23 protein-coding genes, 2 pseudogenes and 3 riboswitches are annotated in these 19,961 nt (G+C 62.7%); of the genes and pseudogenes, 7 read left to right on the forward strand and 18 right to left on the reverse strand.

The features are described from left to right. Window positions 1-2 precede the first annotated feature (2 nt). From BGP17_RS10395 to BGP17_RS10410, 4 genes are all read left to right on the forward strand, one after another. Complete coding sequence (locus tag BGP17_RS10395) at window positions 3-929, forward strand: HEPN domain-containing protein (RefSeq protein ID WP_070156740.1); 927 nt, start codon at window positions 3-5, stop codon at window positions 927-929. Continuing rightward, a complete protein-coding gene (locus BGP17_RS10400) occupies window positions 926-1,366 on the forward strand; it encodes a hypothetical protein (protein WP_070156719.1) in 441 nt (146 codons plus the stop codon). Before BGP17_RS10395 ends, BGP17_RS10400 begins: the two co-directional genes overlap by 4 nt. After that, entirely contained in the window at window positions 1,345-2,685 is a 1,341-nt protein-coding gene (locus BGP17_RS10405; protein ID WP_070156718.1) for an ImmA/IrrE family metallo-endopeptidase, read from the forward strand. The genes BGP17_RS10400 and BGP17_RS10405 overlap by 22 nt, the downstream gene beginning before the upstream one ends. 106 nt (window positions 2,686-2,791) lie before the next feature. Further along, on the forward strand, window positions 2,792-3,175 hold the full coding sequence (locus tag BGP17_RS10410) for a hypothetical protein (protein ID WP_070156717.1): 384 nt from the start codon (window positions 2,792-2,794) through the stop codon (window positions 3,173-3,175). Window positions 3,176-3,397: 222 nt separating this feature from the next. On the opposite strand, the gene BGP17_RS10415 is transcribed toward BGP17_RS10410, so the two are convergent. Both BGP17_RS10415 and BGP17_RS10420 read right to left on the reverse strand, forming a co-directional pair. After that, window positions 3,398-3,694 carry a helix-turn-helix domain-containing protein gene (locus BGP17_RS10415; RefSeq protein ID WP_070156739.1) on the reverse strand — a complete coding sequence of 99 codons (297 nt, stop codon included), beginning with the start codon at window positions 3,692-3,694 and terminating at the stop codon, window positions 3,398-3,400. Between the two features lie 421 nt (window positions 3,695-4,115). Next, a complete protein-coding gene (locus BGP17_RS10420) occupies window positions 4,116-4,697 on the reverse strand; it encodes an RNA polymerase sigma factor (RefSeq protein WP_083276964.1) in 582 nt (193 codons plus the stop codon). A 1,070-nt stretch (window positions 4,698-5,767) separates the two neighbouring features. Here BGP17_RS10420 and BGP17_RS10425 point away from each other — a divergent pair. Continuing rightward, complete coding sequence (locus tag BGP17_RS10425) at window positions 5,768-5,980, forward strand: hypothetical protein (RefSeq protein ID WP_070156715.1); 213 nt, start codon at window positions 5,768-5,770, stop codon at window positions 5,978-5,980. A 22-nt stretch (window positions 5,981-6,002) separates the two neighbouring features. Here the strand turns inward: BGP17_RS10425 and BGP17_RS10430 are convergent, their stop codons facing one another. From BGP17_RS10430 to BGP17_RS10500, 16 genes and pseudogenes are all read right to left on the reverse strand, one after another. Then, the gene (locus tag BGP17_RS10430) at window positions 6,003-6,218 is read right to left on the reverse strand and encodes a hypothetical protein (RefSeq protein WP_070156714.1); all 216 of its coding nucleotides are present in this window, start codon (window positions 6,216-6,218) and stop codon (window positions 6,003-6,005) included. Beyond that, window positions 6,218-6,394, reverse strand: a complete 177-nt coding sequence (locus tag BGP17_RS10435) for a hypothetical protein (protein WP_286711869.1) — start codon at window positions 6,392-6,394, stop codon at window positions 6,218-6,220. Before BGP17_RS10435 ends, BGP17_RS10430 begins: the two co-directional genes overlap by 1 nt. 57 nt (window positions 6,395-6,451) lie before the next feature. After that, the gene (locus BGP17_RS10440; protein ID WP_070156713.1) at window positions 6,452-7,081 is read right to left on the reverse strand and encodes a cation efflux transmembrane domain-containing protein; all 630 of its coding nucleotides are present in this window, start codon (window positions 7,079-7,081) and stop codon (window positions 6,452-6,454) included. Continuing rightward, a complete protein-coding gene (locus tag BGP17_RS10445) occupies window positions 7,078-7,704 on the reverse strand; it encodes a histidine phosphatase family protein (RefSeq protein ID WP_070156712.1) in 627 nt (208 codons plus the stop codon). The genes BGP17_RS10440 and BGP17_RS10445 overlap by 4 nt, the downstream gene beginning before the upstream one ends. A 13-nt stretch (window positions 7,705-7,717) precedes the next feature. Beyond that, a complete protein-coding gene (eno, locus tag BGP17_RS10450; RefSeq protein WP_070156711.1) occupies window positions 7,718-9,013 on the reverse strand; it encodes a phosphopyruvate hydratase in 1,296 nt (431 codons plus the stop codon). Between the two features lie 11 nt (window positions 9,014-9,024). Continuing rightward, window positions 9,025-9,648: a 2,3-bisphosphoglycerate-dependent phosphoglycerate mutase gene (locus BGP17_RS10455; protein ID WP_070156710.1), complete on the reverse strand. Its 624-nt coding sequence runs from the start codon at window positions 9,646-9,648 to the stop codon at window positions 9,025-9,027. After that, window positions 9,648-10,457 carry a universal stress protein gene (locus tag BGP17_RS10460; RefSeq protein WP_083276962.1) on the reverse strand — a complete coding sequence of 270 codons (810 nt, stop codon included), beginning with the start codon at window positions 10,455-10,457 and terminating at the stop codon, window positions 9,648-9,650. Before BGP17_RS10460 ends, BGP17_RS10455 begins: the two co-directional genes overlap by 1 nt. A gap of 5 nt (window positions 10,458-10,462) precedes the next feature. Then, the gene (gene crcB / locus BGP17_RS10465) at window positions 10,463-10,861 is read right to left on the reverse strand and encodes a fluoride efflux transporter CrcB (protein WP_070156709.1); all 399 of its coding nucleotides are present in this window, start codon (window positions 10,859-10,861) and stop codon (window positions 10,463-10,465) included. Next, a complete protein-coding gene (locus BGP17_RS10470) occupies window positions 10,855-12,144 on the reverse strand; it encodes an SAM-dependent methyltransferase (protein ID WP_151956016.1) in 1,290 nt (429 codons plus the stop codon). The genes crcB and BGP17_RS10470 overlap by 7 nt, the downstream gene beginning before the upstream one ends. Beyond that, window positions 12,134-12,574: a universal stress protein gene (locus BGP17_RS10475; RefSeq protein ID WP_070156707.1), complete on the reverse strand. Its 441-nt coding sequence runs from the start codon at window positions 12,572-12,574 to the stop codon at window positions 12,134-12,136. Before BGP17_RS10475 ends, BGP17_RS10470 begins: the two co-directional genes overlap by 11 nt. A 25-nt stretch (window positions 12,575-12,599) precedes the next feature. Further along, window positions 12,600-13,823, reverse strand: a complete 1,224-nt coding sequence (locus tag BGP17_RS10480; RefSeq protein ID WP_070156706.1) for a cation:proton antiporter — start codon at window positions 13,821-13,823, stop codon at window positions 12,600-12,602. A gap of 105 nt (window positions 13,824-13,928) precedes the next feature. Further along, a riboswitch (Fluoride riboswitch) is annotated at window positions 13,929-13,988 on the reverse strand. 179 nt (window positions 13,989-14,167) lie between these two features. Further along, window positions 14,168-14,494 carry a hypothetical protein gene (locus BGP17_RS10485; protein ID WP_070156705.1) on the reverse strand — a complete coding sequence of 109 codons (327 nt, stop codon included), beginning with the start codon at window positions 14,492-14,494 and terminating at the stop codon, window positions 14,168-14,170. 15 nt (window positions 14,495-14,509) lie between these two features. Continuing rightward, on the reverse strand, window positions 14,510-15,310 hold the full coding sequence (locus BGP17_RS10490; RefSeq protein ID WP_286711887.1) for a universal stress protein: 801 nt from the start codon (window positions 15,308-15,310) through the stop codon (window positions 14,510-14,512). Between the two features lie 76 nt (window positions 15,311-15,386). After that, window positions 15,387-15,448, reverse strand: a riboswitch (Fluoride riboswitch). A gap of 59 nt (window positions 15,449-15,507) precedes the next feature. Beyond that, window positions 15,508-16,299, reverse strand: a complete 792-nt coding sequence (locus BGP17_RS10495) for an ABC transporter ATP-binding protein (protein ID WP_199857382.1) — start codon at window positions 16,297-16,299, stop codon at window positions 15,508-15,510. Continuing rightward, window positions 16,286-16,720: a DUF190 domain-containing protein gene (locus BGP17_RS23875; RefSeq protein ID WP_199857430.1), complete on the reverse strand. Its 435-nt coding sequence runs from the start codon at window positions 16,718-16,720 to the stop codon at window positions 16,286-16,288. Before BGP17_RS23875 ends, BGP17_RS10495 begins: the two co-directional genes overlap by 14 nt. 60 nt (window positions 16,721-16,780) lie before the next feature. After that, window positions 16,781-18,133, reverse strand: a pseudogene (locus BGP17_RS10500) (voltage-gated chloride channel family protein); the annotation flags it as partial. A gap of 23 nt (window positions 18,134-18,156) precedes the next feature. Beyond that, window positions 18,157-18,232, reverse strand: a riboswitch (Fluoride riboswitch). Window positions 18,233-18,474: 242 nt separating this feature from the next. Here BGP17_RS10500 and BGP17_RS10505 point away from each other — a divergent pair. Then, a pseudogene (locus BGP17_RS10505) lies at window positions 18,475-18,638 on the forward strand (transposase); the annotation flags it as partial. Between the two features lie 476 nt (window positions 18,639-19,114). Continuing rightward, entirely contained in the window at window positions 19,115-19,891 is a 777-nt protein-coding gene (locus BGP17_RS10510) for an alpha/beta fold hydrolase (RefSeq protein ID WP_234419342.1), read from the forward strand. Window positions 19,892-19,961 lie beyond the last annotated feature (70 nt).

The raw sequence follows: 19,961 nt of genomic DNA on the forward strand, positions 1-19,961 counted from the left end.
CAATGAAAACGGACATCGACCATCTTCCGGCCAGCAAGCGACACGAGCTTGATCGGGTCATTCAGATCCTGTTCGAGGAGTTCGACGATGCCCATGGCAACCCAACCGGTGCTCGCAAGCTCGGCCGCATCCTCAAGATCATTCTTTACGGTTCCTATGCAACGGGCCGCTGGGTGCATGAACCCCACACCGAGCGCGGCTACCGATCGGATTTCGATCTGCTTATCATCGTCAACCAGAAGGAACTGACCGACCGGCTCGAATATTGGGACAAGGCTGAAGAACGTCTCAACATCGAGACCATGATCCTCAACCGGCTGCGGACGCCGGTCAATTTCATCATTCACACACTGCAGGAAGTGAATGACGGGCTGGCGCACGGCCGCTATTTCTTCATGGACATCGCCCGCGACGGCATCGCGCTCTACCAGGCCGACGATAGCGAACTGCACAAACCCAAGCCCAAGACGCCGCAGCAAGCCTATGACATGGCCAAAGGCTATTACGACCAGTGGTTCGAGTTAGCCGTGTCGTCTCGTAGAATTTTCCAGTTCTGTTACGACACAAAGCAATTTCCCGACGCGGCCTACAATCTCCAGCAGGCCTGCGAGCGGCTCTATTATTGCGTCCTTCTCGTCTTCACATTTTACACCCCATACAGTCACAACCTGAAATTCCTGCGGCAGCAGGCGGAGCGGCTGTCGCCTCGCCTTGTCGAGGCGTGGCCGCGCGACAAGCGCAAGCTCGAGGCGCGTTTTCTCAAACTCAAGGACGCCTATGTGAAGGCCCGGCATTCCGACCATTTCAGGATGACTGACGAGGAGTTCGCCTATCTCTCCGAGCGCGTCGAGATCCTTGGCACGATCGTCAACGAACTCTGCCAGGAGAAACTCGCGGAACTCCACGCGGCGTTAGGATCCCAACCATGAGCATCCGGAAGCGCGAGGGAAACCGTCCTGATCGACGGTTTGCCGACGAAGAATTTCTGAAAGTGGAAGACCGCAAGGCTCTGTGTGCACGCCTCCGTTATGTCGGATCGGCAAATCATAAGCTGCGACCCGGGGATTATGGTTTTCATCCGTCGCACAATCCCCGCCCCTCCAAATCGCCCTGCGACGCGCTGCGAGCGGTTCTTCTGGCGGAAGCCTCGTCCCTGATGCAGCAGGGGATCATGCTCGGCATGGTCAGTCAATTCGGCGACGGCAGCGTTCCAAAGTATATTTGGGCCGTCGATGAGGCTAATGAGGTTTACGAAGCTAAAACACGACCGGAGCTAGAGACGGACTATCACGGATACAGGCTTGGCGATGACGAGCGCGACATGCGCGCCTACATTTTGAAGGAATGGAAGCGGCGGTGCCGGTAGGATTGGAATTTGGACTTGCGCCTGAGCGCCTCGACGAGGGAAGCCGCGAAGAGCGGGCTGCCTTCGGCCTGTTTACCATGCGCACGGCTCGCCAGTCGCTGACGGAGGGCTTCGACTCTTTCCTGAACGGCTTCCGGCAGGGACCGCTGGTCTCCGGTTATCATGTGGCGGAATGGCTGGCATGGAATTGGTGGCGCCTGCGCTGGGAACCCCGCTCGGCATCACCGGACTGGTCGCTCGCCCACAAGATGAACTCGATCGGCGAAGGGTATCTCTGGCCGAACATCGAGATCTGGTCGGATGGCGTGCGCACCATGTTAATTTCCCACGCCTCCGCGGAGCCTGACGCGAAGCCATTCCGATATGTGGGCGCATTTCCGACAATCGTCCCCTCGACACTTTTCGAGGCAGCCCTCGACGAATTTCTGCCAAGGATCATTGGTCGCTTGCACGAGCAAGGCGTTGGGGAAACCAATCTCGACCGGCTCTGGCGGGATGTCATTGCGGAGCGGGCGGACCCGGAGATTGCCAGGCGCCGACGTCTCGAGGCGCTGATGGGACGCGATCCCGACGCGTTCGACGACGACGCGGTGGAGGTGCTGATCGGCGATGCCGAACGTCTGGGTGAAGATGCTGTCCGGGAAGTCGCGGCTGAGCGTGCCCGGTTGCCGCACGAGAGCGAGGATCTCCTAACCGCGCGCCGGCTGGAAGAAATTGCCCAGACCCTCGGTCATCGTGGTTCTGCCAGGGACGCGGTGGTGCTCGACGCCCAGTATCGCGTTGTCAAGGACCCGGAAGTGCCCGCCTGGAAGCTCGGGACAAACGTCGCTGATGCGCTCCGCCAGCAGGAACGGCTCGGGGCCGATATCATTGATGATCGGCTGCTGGCGGCACTTGCCGGCACGACCCCTGACGCCTTGACCGAGCATCCGCGCGGGCCTGCCGCCCTCCCCTATGCTCTCGACGACGCCGCAGGAGACAAATCGCTCATCGTTCTGCCGGGAAAGCGGGAGGTCGGTCGGCGCTTCGCTCTGGCGCGCGTGCTCGGGGATAGGCTGATGAACCGCGAGGGCGCACTGCATGCAGCAACGCATGCCTACACCTATCGGCAAAAGGCCCAGCGATCGTTCGCAGCCGAATTCCTCGCGCCCTTCGACGTCGTCGAGGAGATGCTGCGCGGCGACTATTCGGACGAAAATCAGCAGGACGTGGCGGAGCATTTCCAGGTGTCACCGATGGTCGTGAACACGCTCCTCAAGAATCACGGCCGGATCGAGCGGGACTGGCCCGAAGAGGATTTCATGACGGCGATTGTCTGAAGCCTCGGAGCTTCATTAATCCGGGTCGAACGGGTGTCGAGGAGATCAGTTCGGTTGTGTGGCGCCGGAAATACCGCTTAACAGTATGCCTTGGCGAGGAGGCTTCATGAATGAGGATGCAATACCGGATGCGGCCGCCCGACGTATCGCACTCGCCCTTGTCGAGCAATGCGTCCGCAACACATGTCTCGAGGAGTTTCATGCCGGAAAGGTGCCGGAGAGTGTTACCGAAGACTATAGCGACGTGATGGTAGTCACGCCTTACGGCGAAATTCCCTGGCCGGAGGTGTCGAGAATATCAGACGCAGAGATGAAAGCCCTGATGATCGAGGTCGTCAACAAGGTCTACACGTTCCTCACGCATCTTGAAGATGTGATTGTTCTGCGCGATTCTGCGCGCTGGAACCGGCCTGAGCACGACCCCGCCCTGCTCGCCTTCGTAAAGCGCCGTGCCGCTGCCCGGCAAGCGGACGGTGAACAAAGGGAATAGGCAATATCATCCGACATCCAAAGATAGGAATGGACGTCGACATCTATAGGATCATCACCTTCCGCGCATTCACGAATATGGTCCGGTGACTAATCCAAGGTCCCGATCTCGATGGCTAGTCAGAGAACGGATGCGGAGGCCGGGCATCAGGACACCGGGCGATCAACTCCTTTATTTTTCGTGTCGCAGGTGCTCAACAATTCATGCGAACCCGGCGTGATGTCAGGTTGCGCAGATTTGACAACGACGCCACTTTGCAGGCGTGAGGCCGGACGCCTTGGCAAACGCCTTGGTGAAGTGAGCCTGGTCGGAGAATCCGCATTCGAGAGCGACCTGCGCCAGCGGCAGCGCGGTATTGGCCAGGAGGTGCTTTGCGCAGACGATACGCTGCTGTACGAACCATGCATAGGGCGCTATCCCCACTGTATTTGTGAACGCGCGCACGAAGTAGTAGAGCGATAATCTGCAACGTGACGCGACCTCGGAGATGGAAATCGGGTTACTGATGTCTTCGCACATAGCCCGCATGGCGAGACCAACCTGCCATGGTGCCAGGCTCGGCTGGCTACTGATTGAGCCAAAGCCCCGTCCGTCATTATATCCCGGCCGTTTAGCCGGTCCAGCATGCGCCCGGGTCTGCACCTGTCCTGCGCAGGGCATCGGCCCGGCGCCCGCACTTCCAAAAGCCGCCATCGCGACCCCCAATGGGTTGCAGGGTAGACTTCTGACGCCGGGAACTTCAGCGCCCTACCCTATCGGCCGCCACCGCGAGGCACGACGGACCGAGCCGTCGGGTTCTCGAAGGGGGAGGCCCTACTATTCCCATTTGATGGGACACATGAGGGGAACCAAAGGCGGCCAACTTTCTTCCGACCCAAATTGCAGACGCCCCATGATCGAGCAGGAGCAGGACCAGGACCAGGATTGGGATACGGCGCTGTTAAGATTGCCCCTTGGGCCGACGCAGGATCTTGCGAAGATAGGTTTCGGCGCGAACCAGCTCCTTTTGAACAGAGCGCTTGTGCAAACCGAAATCAGCGGCGATCTCGTTCTGCTGCTTTTCGTCACGCCATCGGGCCAAAAAAATCGCCTGCCGCTTAAGGGGAAGAGAGTGAAGCGCCTCGAGAGCCCGGTCCATCTCATCTGCAGCAAGGACAGCAGCTTCCTGGTCCGGTGTGCTATCGGGAAATTCGGAAAGCTCGGCCACATCCAAGTTCACGGTGCGCCACTCGCTACGACGCCGGTTGATCGCGAGATTTACGGCCATCCGGTAGAGATACGAGCGCGGGCTGCGCAGATCGCCGATGCTGGGCTCAGACCTCAGTTTAACGTAGACATCGTGGAGCGCTTCCGCGGCCGCCTCCGGAGAGCGCAGATGCGCTGAGAGACGCCTCAGCAGCGAGTCATACTCGCTCTCAAGCAGGGCTAGTAGCCTGTGAGCCGGGCCTTCACTATCGGTCTCGAGGGAAGCGTCAAATTCGCTTGCCTGTTGAGGTCGAGATGATTCTGTTTCGTCAGTCATTGCCGTCAGGGCTCTAGCGGTAGCCCGCTCGTCCAGGGATCCGACGTGAATTCATTGAGAAGCTGTGCAGCAACGAAGTAAATGATCGGTGTTCGATCGCCCATTTTTGCCAGTATCTCGCCATTTCCGCCACGAGTGGATCACGGAATGTCACCCTTCCCGGCCAGATAATAGCAGCCCTCCTCGTCAGGAACACAAAAGAAGATGCGATTAAATGATATTTACATATCTAAACATATACAATTCCAGTTTAAGATATATTTACAATTATCAAATAAAAAATGGGATAGTTATCTTATGCATAGTTCACACAATCCGAAGTATTTTGGTTAACATGATTTGGCGGATCGCGGCGGGATCGCCTGTGTGACCACATCGCACGTTGCGCCATCTGCCGGCCTCCAGACCCAAAGCAACATCGCCTCCGCGCGCGAATCGGTGAGAACCGTGCAGCGCGCGGCACGGCGAAGACTGGGCGAGCGTGACGGAAAATTCTACCCATCCATGCCCCGGCCACTTAGTCATCCGCCGGCGGGTGCGATGTCCACGGCCAGCTAGCAGATTGCGGCGAGCGGCTAGACAGGCCGCGGCGCCCGTAGTGGTCGCGAGCAGGGCTCCGCGGACAATGATCGCGTTTGACGAGTGACGCAGGACGGGGTCGCGACATTGGTCCGACCCTACGCGTCCTCTTGGGTTGAGCGGAGGACATCACCTCTCCTGGCAACCTTATGCGAATATGCGCCCTCCCACGTTGCCCCTATCTCGGCGATCCGCAGGAGTCGCGGCACAACATTTCAAACTCCTTTTGCAGGTCACAGTTCGACCGCGACATCCGGCGCTGCGGCGCTGCGGTGCGCGCGACGTGCACCGAAGCGATCCTGGCCCATAGCAAGATGGCCCGGCTCTTTGCTGGCAAGGCACTAAAACTGCGTCACACTAGGGGATCGGCCGAGGCCGTGAGGAGGCCGACCTTGAGACTGCAGACATCGCGCGCATGATCCTCCCAAAATGGGAACTTCTCCTCGTGCCCAGCACAACCACTTGCGGTAGATTAAGAGCAGGGGTGACATATGACCTATCTTGCGGAGCGCGTGCTGACCGAAAAACTGGCGGAAGCCAAAGAGTTGCTTGAGCGCGCGCTGAACATTCTCGACGAGCACCAGGAATATGACGCGGCCTATTCGACTTGCGAAGCCATCGAGCGCCTGATCGGCGCGCCGACGACGCTCGAGCAATGGTATATGATGACCGGCCGCGGCCCGGATGGTGAGCCCTTGAACTAACGTCCCATTCCATCGCAGCCCCTCACGAACGGTAGCCGCACTGCATGAGTACGCCGCAGACGACGGAGAGCTGTTCGACTTCCTGCGCATCGGGACGGCCAATCGGCTCATAGAGCTGCATCCGCGCCCGACCGAGAACCTTTTCGGAGTGGACCTTCACCAACGCGTCGGCGCGCTCGACCGCCGCAGGCGATGACGTCCCGGCCCGTTCCTTGGCCTCTGACGGCTTCGACCCCATCAGGCGCGGTCAGCGCCCGCGCCTTGGGCGTGTCCCGCATTGCTTCGGCTTCCCCGACCGTGCGCGGCAACCGCGCCGGCCACCTCGCGAACGACGCAGCCCTTGGGAAGCTGATGTTGGCTATATTCGCGATATGGGATGATCGTCGCCATGAGCGCGCCGATCGGCGCGAACAACAGCCTATCGCGAGCCAGAGCTTCAAGGTGCCCATAAAGCGATGCGACGGTCGCGTATCACGGCTCGGCTTGGGAAAGCAGATGCTCCTCCCGCGCCGCCATCCAGACTTCGCGGGCCGCGTCGAGATTCATGATCGCGATGCCGATGCCGACAATGATGTCCGGCCAGGGCGAATGAACTCTCAGTGTCACGAGGCCAGCGACAATGATCGCGACGTTTGCAAGGGCATCGTTCCGTGCTGACAGCCAGGCTGCCTTGGCAAGACTGCCGCCCCGCCGCCGATGGCGGGCGAGCAGGAAGGCCGCGATCAGGTTCACCAGCAGGGCGCCGAGGCCGGTGGCAGAAAGGGCTATGGCGTCGGGTGGAAGAGGAGCGCTGAGCTTGTGCCACAGCGTCCACAAGAAGGCGATTGCAGGCGCCAGCAGGATTGCCGAAAGCAACATGCCCACGCGCGCGCGCCGCGCGGCACTCCATCCCAGGGCCGCCACGATAAGGAAATTGACGGCGGCGTCCTCGAAGAAGTCGGCGCTGTCTGCGAAGAGCGACACCGATCCGATGCGGAGCGCGACCGCGAACTCGACGCCGAAATACGCCAGATTAAGCAGCGCGACGATGAGCACCGCCCGCCGAAGGGCGGACAGCAGAGAACTGTTGAGAGGCTCGGTCGAAGATCGTTCCCCGCTCATGCCGGTTCTTCCTCCGACAGACCGAGCAGGTGGACATGCTCGTTGATCCGCTGGACCGCTACCTTGGTGTCGATGTCGATTTCGTTGATGCAGGCCGGATGTTGCTGCAGACGCCAATAGCCCGATAGCGGCAGGTCAAGCAGTTGCAGCAGCAGGGCACGATTTACGCTGTCGTGGCCGACCGCCACCACCGTCTCGCCGGGATGGGCTTCCAGCATGAGCCGGAGGGAATCGGCGGTTCTCAGCGCAAGCGCCTGAAGCGTGTCACCGCCGGGTATGCGGGCCAGATGCGGCGCGCTGAACCACAGATCGTAGAGAGCCTGAGACGTCTGCTGGACCTCTTCATGCGTCTTCCAGCTCCACTCACCATAATCGAAGTCGAGCAGCTCCGGGAGCGGCTGCGGGACCAGGCTGTAGCGATCGGCGATGGCCCGCGCTGTGTCCGCGGATCGACCCATCGGGCTGGTGAACACGGCATCGACCCTCCATTCGGCCGCGATCCGTTCTGCAGTAGCGGCCGCCTGTCGCCGGCCCAGCTCCGTCAAAGGGACTTCCTTGCGGCCCCGAAAGCGCTCGGGTTTGATGCCTTCGACATGACCGTGGCGCACGAGAATGAGTTTCATGGGTAGCCGCCTTTCATTTGCGGGTGAACGGATTGATGAAGACGGCTCGGCCGCCAAGCGCGCGTTCGATTTCGAGAAGCCGGTTGTATTTTGCGAGACGTTCGCCCCGGCAGGGTGCGCCGGACTTGATCTGCCCCGCGCCGATTGCCACCGCGAAATCGGCGATGAAGTCGTCATTGGTCTCGCCGGAGCGATGGGAGACCATCGTGCACCAACCAGCCTGGTGGCAGAGCTTCGCCGCGTCGACCGTCTCGGTGACAGTGCCGATCTGGTTGAGCTTGATGAGGACCGCGTTCATCGCCTTGCGGTCGATCGCTTGCCTGATGAACTTTGCGTTTGTGACGGTGATGTCGTCGCCCATGACCTGAATCCGGCCACCTTGCGCGGCCATCTGGTCGACGAAGCCCTGCCAGTCGTCGTCGGCGAAGCCGTCTTCGATCGAGACGATCGGAAACTCGCCGATGAGCTTCTCGTAGAATGCGAGCAGGCCAGCACGATCGAAGGGCCCGCCGCTGGAGGGTCTGACATCGTAACAGTCGCCGGATCGGAATGATGAGGCGGCAGGGTCAAGCGCGATCGCGATGTCCTCTCCCGGCTGATAACCGGCTTTCTCGATCGCCTTGACGATGAGGCTCAGCGAAGCGTGAATTGCCTGCGCATCGAACCCCGGCGCGAAACCGCCCTCGTCGCCCACGCTTGTGCGCAGCTTCTCCTGATGGAGGATCTCGCGGAGCGCCGCGTAGGTTTCAGCGCCATAGCGCAGCGCCTCGGCGAAGCTCGGCGCGCCCGCCGGCACGATCATGAACTCCTGGAAGTCGATGCCGCTTTCGGCGTGCTTGCCGCCGTTCATGACGTTGAACGCCGGCACGGGCAGGATTTGCGCCGCCGAACCGCCGCCAAGCTGCTCGTAGAGCGGCACCCCCTGCACCGCCGACGCGGCGCGGGCGGCCGCCATCGAGACGCCAAGGATGGCATTCGCCCCGAGCCGGGCCTTGTCGGGCGTGCCATCGAGCGCGATCATGGCGCGATCGAGCGTGGCCTGATCGCAGACGTCATAGCCCTGCAGGGCGGCGGCAAGTGGCCCTTCGACGCGGCCTATGGCCTGCAAGACGCCTTTGCCGCCGAAACGGGCGCTGTCGCCGTCGCGCAGTTCCACAGCCTCGTTGGCGCCGGTCGAGGCACCGGACGGCACCGCTGCGGTCGCTTCGATGCCGCTTTCGAGAATAACAGTGACGGCGAGCGTCGGGTTGCCGCGCGAGTCGAGGATCTCGCGGCCGTGAAGACTGGCAATGCGGGTGCTGGGGATCATGGCGGTTCCGATCAGGCGAGGAGCGCGCGGCGGACGATCGCCGTCGTCTCGCCGATCGCATAGTGGATGGTAGCCCCGGTCGAGAGGTCGAAACTCTCGATCGCGGCGGCGTCGAGGCCGTCGAGCGCCATGCACAGCGCTCGCAGCGTATTGCCTTGGGAGACGACAAGCGTGGTTCCGCCAGCCATCGCGGCGGGCAAGAGGACGTGGACATAAGCCGCAAGCACGCGCGCGGCGGTACCGCGCAGGCTCTCCCCTTCCGGCGGCGCCTCGGCGTAGGAACGCCGCCAGAGCCGTATCTGAGCGGCGCCGACCTCGGCTACGGCCTCATCCTTGTTGCGGCCCGTCAGCGTGCCGTAATCGCGCTCGTTGAGCGCCGGCAGATGCGTCAAGGGCGTTTCGGTTGCTTCCAGCACTTCCTTGATGATCGCGACCGTCTCCGTCGCGCGAGACGCCGGCGAGCTGAAGATGCGCGAGGGCGCCAGCCTCGCCTCCCGAATCCGATGGGCGACCCGCGCTGCCTCGTCTCGGCCGATCGCTGTCAGCGGCGGATTGCTCCAGCCCGTGAAGACATTGGCCGCATTGGTCGCGCTCTCGCCATGACGCACGACGACGAGGCTGATGGGCGCCCCCATCAGTGCGCCAGGAACAGCGGCAGAGCGGTGTTGCGCAGCATTTGCCGCGTGGTGCTGCCCAGGAGCCATTCGACGAGCTGGCTGTGCCGATAGGCACCCGCCACCAGCATGTCGGCCCCGATCGCCTCTGCCTCCTTGACGATCTGCGCGCCCCGATCATGCCCTGAAGGCGCGACCACGCGCAATTGCGCGTCTATGCCCATTTCCTGCAGCCTGTCGGCCAAGGTGAGGGCATGATCCTGTTCGGCGTCGATTCGGATCGCCGTCACCGTGTCGGCGGCGCGCAGCCACGGCATCGCGCCCTGAATAGCATCGTCCGTGACCGGCGTGTCGCTCAGCGCCACGGCGATGTGCGCGAAGGCGGGCGGTCGGGGCGTCCAATCCGCCGGCACCAGCAAGAGCGGCTTGCCCGTCTCGCGGATCGCGGCGTGCTGCGCGTCGCCGCTGTCGAGATCTTGGCTCTGCACCAGCACAAGGAGGTCGGCGTCGCCGGCTGCTTCGACGATCGTCGCCTCCTCGGCTCCTGCCGGCGCTTTCCATTCGACGCGGGGCGTGTCGTCGGCGGTGCCGGCGTTCCATGCAACGAATGCTGCCTGCGCGGCCATCGCCTTGTCGCTGGCGGTGCCCTCGGCCGTCTCCCGGAGGCGCTGGATCTGGACTTCCTCGGTCGAGGAGACGAGCTGGTCGGGATCGACGACGACATGCAGCGCCTCGATCCGGGCGAACTTGTCGACCTTCGCCGCAACAACGGCGGCGTCGAGGCAGGAGCGAGCGGTGGCGGCTTCGGTGACGATGGCGAGAATCTTCATGGGGCTTAGCTCCGAAATAGCCGCGCCAGAGCTTCGGGCGCGGAGAAGCCTATCCAGACCGCGAGCACGCCGGCGGTGACGGACAGGAGGATGTTGGCGAGGGCTCGGCCCAGCTCGCCGGTCTGGATGAGGGCGAGCGTTTGCAGGCTGAACGAGGAAAAGGTGGTATAGCCGCCGCAGAGCCCCACCAGCATGAAGGCGCGGATTTCCGGCGGCACCGGCCAGCGGCCGCCCGTTTCGGTGAGGGCGGCGAACAGGCCGATCACGAACGAGCCCGTTATGTTGATGAAGATCGTTCCCCACGGCATCGCCTCGCCGAAGCGTGCCGTGAAGACGAGGTTGATCCAGTAGCGGCCGAGCGTGCCGATCAGACCGCCGACGGCGATCCATGCGTAGGTCAGCATTGCGCCGCCTCCGTTTCAGGAGCGGTCGCCTTGCGACGGGCGTGCGCCCGCTTCGGCTGCGGTCGGGGTCTTGCACCATGCAAGCCTTGCTCGGCTTCGGTGATGTAGGTGCGCGTGATCGGCAGGCTGGCGACGTCGCGGGCAATCTGGGCCTGAAACACCATCAGCCCATTGAAGCGGAAGCCCATCTCGCAGGACGCCAGATAGAACTCCCACATGCGATAAAAACGGGCATCGTAGATCGCCTCGATCGCAGGGCGGTTGGCGGCGGCGCGCAGGCGCCAGTGGCGCAGTGTCTCGGCATAATGGAGCCGCAGCACTTCGAGATCGGTCAACCACAGCCCGGTTTCCTCGAGCGCCGCCAAGGCTTCGCTAACGGCCGGAATATAACCGCCAGGGAAGATGTGCTCCTGCGTCCAGCGGTCGAAACCCGGCCCCCGATCCTTGCGGCCGATCGAATGGACGAGCGCCACGCCATCATCGGTCAGGAGCCGGTCGATCGCGCCGAAATAGTCCCGATAATGCTTGGCACCGACATGCTCGAACATGCCGACCGACACAATGCGATCGAACCGGCCCGCCACCTGGCGATAGTCAGCGAGCGCGAACCGCACGCGGTCGGAAACGCCAGCGGCCGAGGCGCGGTCTCGTGCGACCCGAAGCTGTTCGGTCGAGAGGGTGATTCCCGTGACATAAACGTCGGCGCTGCGCGCGAGCATCAGCGCCAGGCCTCCCCATCCGCAGCCGATGTCGAGAATATGCGCGCCAGGCTGCAGATCCAGCTTCGCCGCGATGTGCGCTTTCTTCGCGGCCTGCGCCGCTTCGAGCGACATGCCCGGATCGGTGAAGTAGGCGCAGCTATATTGGAGATCTTCGTCAAGGAAGAGGCGGTAGAAGGCTTCCGACAGGTCATAATGGTGCGCGACGTTGCGGCGCGATCGCCCGAGGGAATTGGTGCGGGCGCGCAGCGCGGCCGTCAGCTCACGGGCGCGGCCCAGGATACCCGCGCCGGGACGGCGTTTCAAATTGCGCCCGATCAGCTCCATGAGGCTGTCGAGCGTGCCGCGTTCGATAACCAGCGAGCCCGCCATATAGCATTGCCCGAGCTGATATTCGGGGTCGAGCGCGAGCAGATTGGCAGCCCAGCGATCCTTCAGCCGGATCGCGACATCGAGCTGCGGCATGTCGATCGGCACCGCGCCGATGGTGAAGGAGGGCTCGGAACCGATCGCAACGGACAGCCGGCCGACCTCGATCATGCGGGCGAGCAGCTCACGCAGCATCATGTCCTCCCTCGCGGACGATGAGCACCGAGCAATCCACCTTGTGCGTCATGCGGTCCGAGCGGCGGCCGAACAGGTGCTCCCACAGATCGGCATGTTCGGTCGCGCCGATCACCAGCAGATCGGCCTTGGCCTCGCGTGTGAACGCGACGATGTGCCCGACCGGATGGCCGGTGAAGACGTGGGTCTTCAGCGTGACACCCGATCGCGCCGCGATCCGCTCGGCGAGCGCCTTGTGCCTGCCGATATGGCGGCGTTCCTCCGTTTCATGCGCGGTTACGTCCGCGATCATGCCGGTTCGAGGCGCAATGTCTTCGACGAACAGCACGTCGAGGCCGGTGTCCGCGACCGCTGCCAGCTCAATCGCGGTGCGTAGCGCGGTCAGGGAGTTCTCGGAGCCATCATTGGCGTGAACGATATGGTGGAACATCGAACTTACCTCCTTGCCGGCGACGTCATGAGCGGCCTGCTACGGCGGCCGCGACCTGCGGCGCCGCTTCGGGCTTTTGCGCGTCGGGAAGCGGCTCTTCAGGCGGGATCAGGTGTCGCGGCAGGTAGAAGGCATTGGCGATCAATGTCGGGACGATCGCCGAGCCGATCACGGTCGCGACGAGGATCGAATATTGGCTCTGGTCGATGACGTGGTGCGAGAGGCCGAACAGCGCTGAAATCGTTCCGAAGGTAAGGCCCGTCGACATAAGCAGGGTCGTGTAGGCCGCTTCCTTGCGCGGAGACGCGAACCAGCGCGTCAACGGATAGACGCCGACCACCTTCGAGGCCATCTTGCCGATCAAGAGCACGAGAAAGCCAATCGGCGCAGCCCATAGCGCCGACAGTGAGACGAACGAGCCGGCGCGAATGAAGTAGAAGGGCGTCAGCAGGCCGAAGGTCAGCGTGCGCAGCCGCCGAATGAGCGCGTGATCCTTGCCTACGGTGCCAGCTAGCACCATGCCGACCAGATAGGCCGGCAGCACCGCTTCGCTGTCCGCCCAGGTCGCAAGCGCGCCGAGGCCGAACAGCGCGAGCAACAGAAACTTGGCTTCCAGCTCGGAGGGGCGATCGCCATAGAGTTTGAAGAAGCGGGGCGTCAGCCACGGCAGGATCACGAACACGACGACAGCGATCCCAGCGAAAATCGCCGTCTTGACGGTGAATGGCGCGAAGATCACGCCCAGCGCCAGCACCGTCACCAGGTCGTTGATGAAGCAGGCGGCAAGCAGCGTCTTGCCATAATCGGTGCGATTGAGCCCGAACTCGAGCATGACTGCATAGACGACCGCGACCGAAGTTGTGGACATGGCGACGCCGGCGAGCAGGGCGGCCTTCATCGTCCAGCCCAGCCCGAGGACGGCGAGTAGCGTGCAGCCGACGAACGGCAGCGTGAACCCCGCCAGACCGACTGCGGTCGCCTCCTTCCATTTGGTGCGGAAAACGCTCGGGTCCAGCTCGGCGCCGGCGAGGAAGGTGAGGACGATCGCGCCCGCCCCCGATAGGAATGTCACCCAGCTTTCCTGGGTGCCGAGCACTGCCGAGCCCACGGCCGCGCCGATAATGAGCTGGGCGATGGTGCCCACCACGATTTCCGACAGCGCCGTAGCGATCTTGAACCAGATCGACATAAGGGTCGCGACCAGCGCCAGCCCCAGCCAAAGCGCGGCAATCGCCCACACATGGGTCATTCTTCACCGTCTCCGCACCCGCTCGGGCTATGCCCGTTCCGGCGTGTGTCAGGATCGGGCCGTTACCGACGGCCCGCGCGGCGAAGACACACTCCCACCGCGTTTGACGCAGTAGGGGTCATCAGCCTGTCGGCGGTTATGGGGGACTCCATCCCCATCCAGCGATGTCGAAGGCAGGGCAAGAGCCCTTCCCTTCCGGATAACCTTAAAGTGAATTGATCGTTCCGCTCAAGGCTAATCCAGTCACCCCTTGGATTTTGTCACACTGACGAGGACGCCAACGATTGCGAGGATGACTGCCAGCACCAGAATCAGGTCGAAAGGGGCTACGGGCATATCGACCTTCATGGGATACTTGGCGGGTCGCTTGCCGGAAAGCTCTCGTCAGATTGTTCATCGACCTCATCCCAGCCTCGTCGGGGGTCGCGGTCGCGGATACTGGCTGGACCGGCGGTGCGGGTCTGGTCGATATTGGCGGGATCGGTTTCGTCGGGCTGCAGGGCGGCACCCTCTGCCTTCCCTACGGCCCGCTCGCCCACCTCGGCCGCTCTGGCGGTATATTCTTCGGCGAGCTTCAGGTGCGACGCTTTAGCCTCGGCCGTATCGGCCTCTGCGGCCAAGCGCTGCTCCTCCTGTGCTCGGCGCACGAAATAGGCATGATCTTCGGGCATCTTCTCCATCCTTCGTCAGTGAGCGAGAAACAGGGGCAGATCGAAGCGCGCGAGCACATGGCGGGTGGTTCCGCCAAGCAGCCATTCGATGAACTGATTGTGCCGATAGGCGCCCATCACCAGCAGATCGGCACCGAGCTGGTGCGCTTCGGTAACGAGCTGGTCGCCGAGCGTCTCGCTATCGCGCGGCACTTGGCGGACGTGGAAAGCTATGCCTTCGAGTCCGAGCAGCTCTTCGGCCGAACGGGCAATCTCGCGGCTTTCGGCGACCAGCAGCAGCGTCACCTCACTCGCCACGCGCAACCACGGCAAGGCGCCTTCGAGCGACCGCAGACAAGCCGATGTGTCGTTCCAGGCGATGACGATATGCTCAGCGAAAGTATCACCAGGTTGAAGACGCCATTTCGCGGGCACCAGAAAGAAGGGATGCTTGACGCGGTTGAAGGCGGCGTGGAGCGCGTCGCCGCCGTCCATGTTGGTCGGGCGCGCCAGGACCAGCACATCGAAGATACGCGCTTCCTGCTCGACATTTTCCTCCTCGGCGCCGATGCGTTCCTTCCAGCGCAGCGGAATGTCCGCGTCCGGATGCTCGGCGATCCAGGCTTCATAGGTCGCGTGTGTCGCCGCCTCGCGCTCCTGGGCGGTGCCTTCATAGCGGACACGCAATTGCTGGAAGGCCAGCTCCTCGCTCGCGCAGACAATATGCTCGGGATCGACGACGACATGCAGCGCCTCGATCGTGGCATCCTTCAGCACATGGGCTGCGGCCTCGGCCGCGTCCAGACAGGCCGGCGTCGTCGCGGCCTCGGCGATCACCGCCAACAGCTTAGTGGTCATGACCCTCTCCCTTCTGCGGGAGTGCGGCAAGACCTACCGACGCCCGCGAAATGGCGTTCTGGTAGGAGTTATCAGCCTTTGCGGCGGTTGATGGGGAACTCCATCCCCGAACCCTATATAGATATTCGCCTCGTCGATCGGCAAGGGCGGAGGCTTGCACCGTGCAAGCCCTCGGCTCAGCGATGGTCGCCAACGCCAAGCGGCGTGCCGGCGCGCGAGCGCTTCCCCAGCAGGTATTCGCGCACCCAGGGATGATCGGACTTTTCCAGCTCGCGGACCGGCGCGATGGCTACGATCTTCTTGTCCGCAAGCGCCGCTACCCGATCGGTGATCGTGTAGAGCGTGTCGATGTCGTGCGTCACCAGCACGACCGTCAGACCGAGACTATGCGCCAGATCGCGGATCAGACGGTCGATCTGATCGGCCATCACCGGGTCGAGGCCCGATGTCGGCTCGTCAAGCAGCAACAGTTCGGGATCAAGCGCAATCGCGCGAGCTACGCCGGCCCGCTTCTGCATCCCGCCCGACAGCTCATTGGGAAATTTGTCGATCGAGTCCGCTGGGAGACCCGACAGGATCGCCTTGAGCTGGGCGATTTCACAAAGCATTTGGTCCGGAAGCCGGGCGTGTTCGCGCAGCGGGACTTCGATGTTTTCCCGCACCGTTAGCGTTGAAAACAGGGCATTGGCCTGAAACAGCACGCCCCACCGGCGTTTGACGGCTTCGATTTCCGCCTCCGGCCCCTCATGAATGTCGGTCCCGAACACCTGGATCGAGCCGCTAGCGGGCGGAAGCAAGCCGATGATAGATTTCAGCAGCACGGACTTTCCCGAACCTGAGCCGCCGACGAGGCCGAGGATCTCGCCGCGTTTAACGGTCAGGTCGAGGCCCTTATGGATGACCTGCTCGCCGATTTCGGTCCTGAGCCCCTTCACCTCGAGCGGCGGTGCCCCATCAGACGGCGGCATCCGGCTCGGCCGACAGCTCTTCGGGCGTCGCATCCTCATGATCGACACCCCTGGGGCCGATGCTCCAATGCTCGAGATGCTTGTAAACGATCACCTTGCTCGCCAGCAGATCGCCATGTGCCGCGCAGAAGGCTTCGAGCTTGTCGCGATGGTCGATCAGCTCGACGCACATGGTCAGATGCGGATCGCTGATCTCGGCGCCATGCTCGCGCACCGGGCCGTGGTTTGAGAAGCCGTAATGGGTGTGATGCGCGACGGCGTTCATGACGCCTTCCGCTTTCGCCTGCGCGACCAGGGCGCGGTAGAGCGGCTTGGAGGCCCAAAGCGTCTTCACGGAGCCCTTGGCGGCCTTGTCGCTGGGCTTGAGGTAGATACGGATCATGCCGATCTCGCTGGCATTGACCTGATGTGTGTGGGGCATGGGATCGCCTTCGCTGGTGATGGATGGGGAGAAGGGGAAAAGATCGGTGAGTGAATGCTGCGGGCGGATCGCGCGGGCATCCCGCAGCGTGGTATCGGGCGGGAGCAGGCCGCCGCCCGTCTTGGGGACGGCGATCCGCTGCGACAGATAGATGCCGCTGTGACCCGAGCAGAGATAGGCCAGGAAGCACGCGATCGCGATCGGCACGATGTGGGTCGCCCCGAACAGCTCGACGCCCATGATCGTGCAGGCGAGCGGCGTGTTGGCCGCCCCCGCGAACACCGCCACGAAGCCGAGCCCCGCGAACAGATCGACAGGCGCGCCCAGGAGCCCGCCGAGCGCGTTGCCGAGTGCGGCCCCGATGAAGAACAAGGGCGTGACCTCGCCGCCCTTGAAGCCGGCGCTTAGGGTCACGACGGTGAAGAGGATCTTGAGCAGCCAGCTCCAATGGTCGACGGGCGGCCCGAAGAAGCCGGCGATGGTGGGAGCGTTGGGATCGGCGGACCAAACTCCTAGCCCGAGATAATCACGGGTGCCGAGCAGATAGACCAAGGCGATGACCATCAACCCGCCGACCACTGGCCGAACCGGACCATAGGGAATGAGGCGCTTGAACAGGCCGCCCAGGCTGTGATTGGCCTCCGCGAAGACGAGGCCGGCAAGCCCGAACACCACGCCGGCGATCGCTGCCTTGCCCAGCAACAGCGGTTCCGCGGTCAGCGCACCACCGACGCCGGCAACATAGTCGATGTGATAGGCGCCGTGATGGATGCCCCACATATGGCAGGTCCAGTCACCGACGACACCGGCGATCAGGCATGGCACCAGCGCCGAATATTCGACGCGACCGATCGCGAGCACTTCCAGCGCGAACACGGCGCCGGCGAGCGGCGTGCCGAACACCGCCCCGAAGCCGGCGGCAATACCGGCCATCAGCAGAACGCGGACGCCGGATGGATCGAGCCCGACCAGACGCGCGACCGCACTCGCGAGGCTTCCCCCGAGCTGCACGGCTGTCCCCTCGCGCCCTGCGGAGCCGCCGAACAGGTGCGTCGCCACGGTTCCGATGAAGATCAGTGGCGCCATGCGCAGCGGCACGCCGCCACCGGGCTCGTGGATTTGCTCGACGATCAGGTTGTTGCCGCCTTCGACGCTCCTGCCCGTCCACTGGTAGAGCAGCCCGATCGCGAAGCCGCCCGCCGGCAGCAGGAACAGCAGCCAGGGATGCGCGAAGCGCGTCCGTGTCGCGACGTCGAGACTCCACAGGAAGGCAGCGCAGAGACTTCCGACCGCCAGCGCCATCGGCACGAGAATCAATCCCCAGCGAAGCACCGAGATGGCGTGGCCGTGGCGCGTGCGGACGAACGCAGCGACGTTTAGGGTATGAAAGAGATTCCGAAACGTAGCGCGCACAATTCCTCCTTGTTGCCTGACGGCGACAGGTAGGAATCATCAGCCTTGCGGGCGGTTCGGCTCGGACGAGCCCGGCAGGAATCCATTGCCGTGATCGGCTATGCCTGACGCTGCACTGCAGCGTCAATCCTTATGACGTGCTCAATCTCCAGATAACCCGTATCCACTCCCGCACGGCGGTGGCCTGCCAAGTTCAGGGAAGGAGAAGGCCGGGATCGACTAGGCTTGCACCCTGCAAGCCAATTGAGACAGCGGGGGCTCGACCCCGTCCCGGAAAATGCCTCCAGCGGGAATGGGAGAAATCTGTCAAAATCGAAGCTGATTTGAGTTGGAGATTTTGCATGAAGAAGTCGAAGTTCACTGGCGAGCAAATTGCGTTTGCGCTGCGTCAGGCCGAGGTCGGCACGCAGGTGCCGGAGTGTGCCGGAAGATGGGCCTCTCGGAGGCGACGTATTACCGCTGGAAGCAGTTATACGGCGGCTTGGGCCTTCAGAGCTGCGCAAGATGCACCTTCCACATCCCTGGGGTTCTCGACACCGGCCGAATTCGCTTCATGGGCCGGGGTTAACCCCGGCCCATGAAAAGCCGGATCTCTCGTTCTGGCCGGTGGCAATTCCGGGGTAGGGTCACTCGATTTCGCTGTGGCCATTACGGCGCAGCTGCGACAGCCACATCGATAATCTCCACACCCGAACCTTTTCCGAAAGCCTTGCCGACTTGGGCAGCGCAGCGCCGCGAGGGATGGATGCAACGGACGGCTACCGATCTCTGTTCAAGGTCCCTGATCTCATGGCTGAGAGGCGGCTGCACATTTCCAAGCTTCTATGCTGTCCGGGCAAAATGCCTTTCCTCCAAAACGGTCAGGAAAGAACAGATATGCCACAACTCCACATCATGCTCTAAGGCTATTGGGATCACACCCATCATGTATTGGACATATGATGACCACAGGCCCACCGGCAGATGCAGGAGGTCGTCAATATGGCACGTACCGTAGTTCACGCGCAAAGTTTCGAGCGACCGTCGCCCTCCTCTTCCCGATCGACGCATCCGGCATCATTCGAGCCTATCGTCTTTCTGCCCGGCCTGTTGTGCGACCAGTCGCTCTGGCGCCATCAGGTCGGCGCGCTCGCTGACGACGTCGCGCCGATGATCGCTGACCTCACCCTGGACGACAATATCGGTGACATGGCGCGACGGACGCTTGCAGCAGCCCCTGCCCGCTTCTCCCTCGTCGGTCTCTCAATGGGCGGCTATGTAGCGCTCGATATCATGCGCAGAGCGCCTCACCGGGTTCGTCGCCTAGCCCTTTTCAATTCAAGCGCGCGCGCCGACACACCGGAGCGGATTGCCCAGCGCCACGCCGGTATCGAATCCCTTCAGCGGGGCAAGTTTCTGGGCGTCACCCGCCGCTTGCTGAACAGTCTAGTGCATCCAAGTCATGTCGAAGGGACCGTGGCGGACGAAATGCGCGCAATGGCCCAACGCGTTGGCGGAGACGCTTTTCTTCGGCAGCAACAGGCAATCATGAGCCGCCCCGACTCGACCGGTCTCCTCAGCACCATCGCGGTGCCCACGATGATCGTCGTTGGAGACGGCGACCGGATCACGCCGCCCGCACACGCGGAAGAAATCCACGATCGCGTTGTGGGGTCAGTATTGCATATCATTCGAGACTGCGGCCATATGGCAGCTCTCGAGCATCCCGGAGAGACGACAACCCTTCTCAGGGAATGGTTGGCAACGGAGGCCGATTGATCATCGCCCGAGAGGCAAAGCATTTCTCTTCGAATTTATCTGGCCAGACGTGCATGTCTGAAAAGATTGG

This window comes from Sphingomonas sp. 67-41, from assembly GCF_001899725.1.
GTDB classification, from domain to species: Bacteria; Pseudomonadota; Alphaproteobacteria; order Sphingomonadales; family Sphingomonadaceae; genus Sphingomonas; species Sphingomonas leidyi.

Coding starts and splice junctions, on each gene's coding strand:
- BGP17_RS10445 (WP_070156712.1), bottom strand. CDS start 7,704: ATGAAACTCATTCTCGTGCGCCACGGTCATGTCGAAGGCATCAAACCC.
- BGP17_RS10510 (WP_234419342.1), top strand. CDS start 19,115: ATGGCACGTACCGTAGTTCACGCGCAAAGTTTCGAGCGACCGTCGCCC.
- BGP17_RS10400 (WP_070156719.1), top strand. CDS start 926: ATGAGCATCCGGAAGCGCGAGGGAAACCGTCCTGATCGACGGTTTGCC.
- BGP17_RS10475 (WP_070156707.1), bottom strand. CDS start 12,574: ATGTTCCACCATATCGTTCACGCCAATGATGGCTCCGAGAACTCCCTG.
- BGP17_RS10460 (WP_083276962.1), bottom strand. CDS start 10,457: ATGAAGATTCTCGCCATCGTCACCGAAGCCGCCACCGCTCGCTCCTGC.
- BGP17_RS10440 (WP_070156713.1), bottom strand. CDS start 7,081: ATGAGCGGGGAACGATCTTCGACCGAGCCTCTCAACAGTTCTCTGCTG.
- BGP17_RS10495 (WP_199857382.1), bottom strand. CDS start 16,299: ATGCCGCCGTCTGATGGGGCACCGCCGCTCGAGGTGAAGGGGCTCAGG.
- BGP17_RS10455 (WP_070156710.1), bottom strand. CDS start 9,648: ATGGGGGCGCCCATCAGCCTCGTCGTCGTGCGTCATGGCGAGAGCGCG.
- BGP17_RS10430 (WP_070156714.1), bottom strand. CDS start 6,218: ATGGGGTCGAAGCCGTCAGAGGCCAAGGAACGGGCCGGGACGTCATCG.
- BGP17_RS10485 (WP_070156705.1), bottom strand. CDS start 14,494: ATGCCCGAAGATCATGCCTATTTCGTGCGCCGAGCACAGGAGGAGCAG.
- BGP17_RS10410 (WP_070156717.1), top strand. CDS start 2,792: ATGAATGAGGATGCAATACCGGATGCGGCCGCCCGACGTATCGCACTC.
- BGP17_RS10395 (WP_070156740.1), top strand. CDS start 3: ATGAAAACGGACATCGACCATCTTCCGGCCAGCAAGCGACACGAGCTT.
- BGP17_RS10480 (WP_070156706.1), bottom strand. CDS start 13,823: ATGACCCATGTGTGGGCGATTGCCGCGCTTTGGCTGGGGCTGGCGCTG.
- BGP17_RS10405 (WP_070156718.1), top strand. CDS start 1,345: ATGGAAGCGGCGGTGCCGGTAGGATTGGAATTTGGACTTGCGCCTGAG.
- BGP17_RS10425 (WP_070156715.1), top strand. CDS start 5,768: ATGACCTATCTTGCGGAGCGCGTGCTGACCGAAAAACTGGCGGAAGCC.
- BGP17_RS10470 (WP_151956016.1), bottom strand. CDS start 12,144: ATGCTGCGTGAGCTGCTCGCCCGCATGATCGAGGTCGGCCGGCTGTCC.
- BGP17_RS23875 (WP_199857430.1), bottom strand. CDS start 16,720: ATGCCCCACACACATCAGGTCAATGCCAGCGAGATCGGCATGATCCGT.
- eno (WP_070156711.1), bottom strand. CDS start 9,013: ATGATCCCCAGCACCCGCATTGCCAGTCTTCACGGCCGCGAGATCCTC.
- BGP17_RS10415 (WP_070156739.1), bottom strand. CDS start 3,694: ATGTGCGAAGACATCAGTAACCCGATTTCCATCTCCGAGGTCGCGTCA.
- crcB (WP_070156709.1), bottom strand. CDS start 10,861: ATGCTGACCTACGCATGGATCGCCGTCGGCGGTCTGATCGGCACGCTC.
- BGP17_RS10420 (WP_083276964.1), bottom strand. CDS start 4,697: ATGACTGACGAAACAGAATCATCTCGACCTCAACAGGCAAGCGAATTT.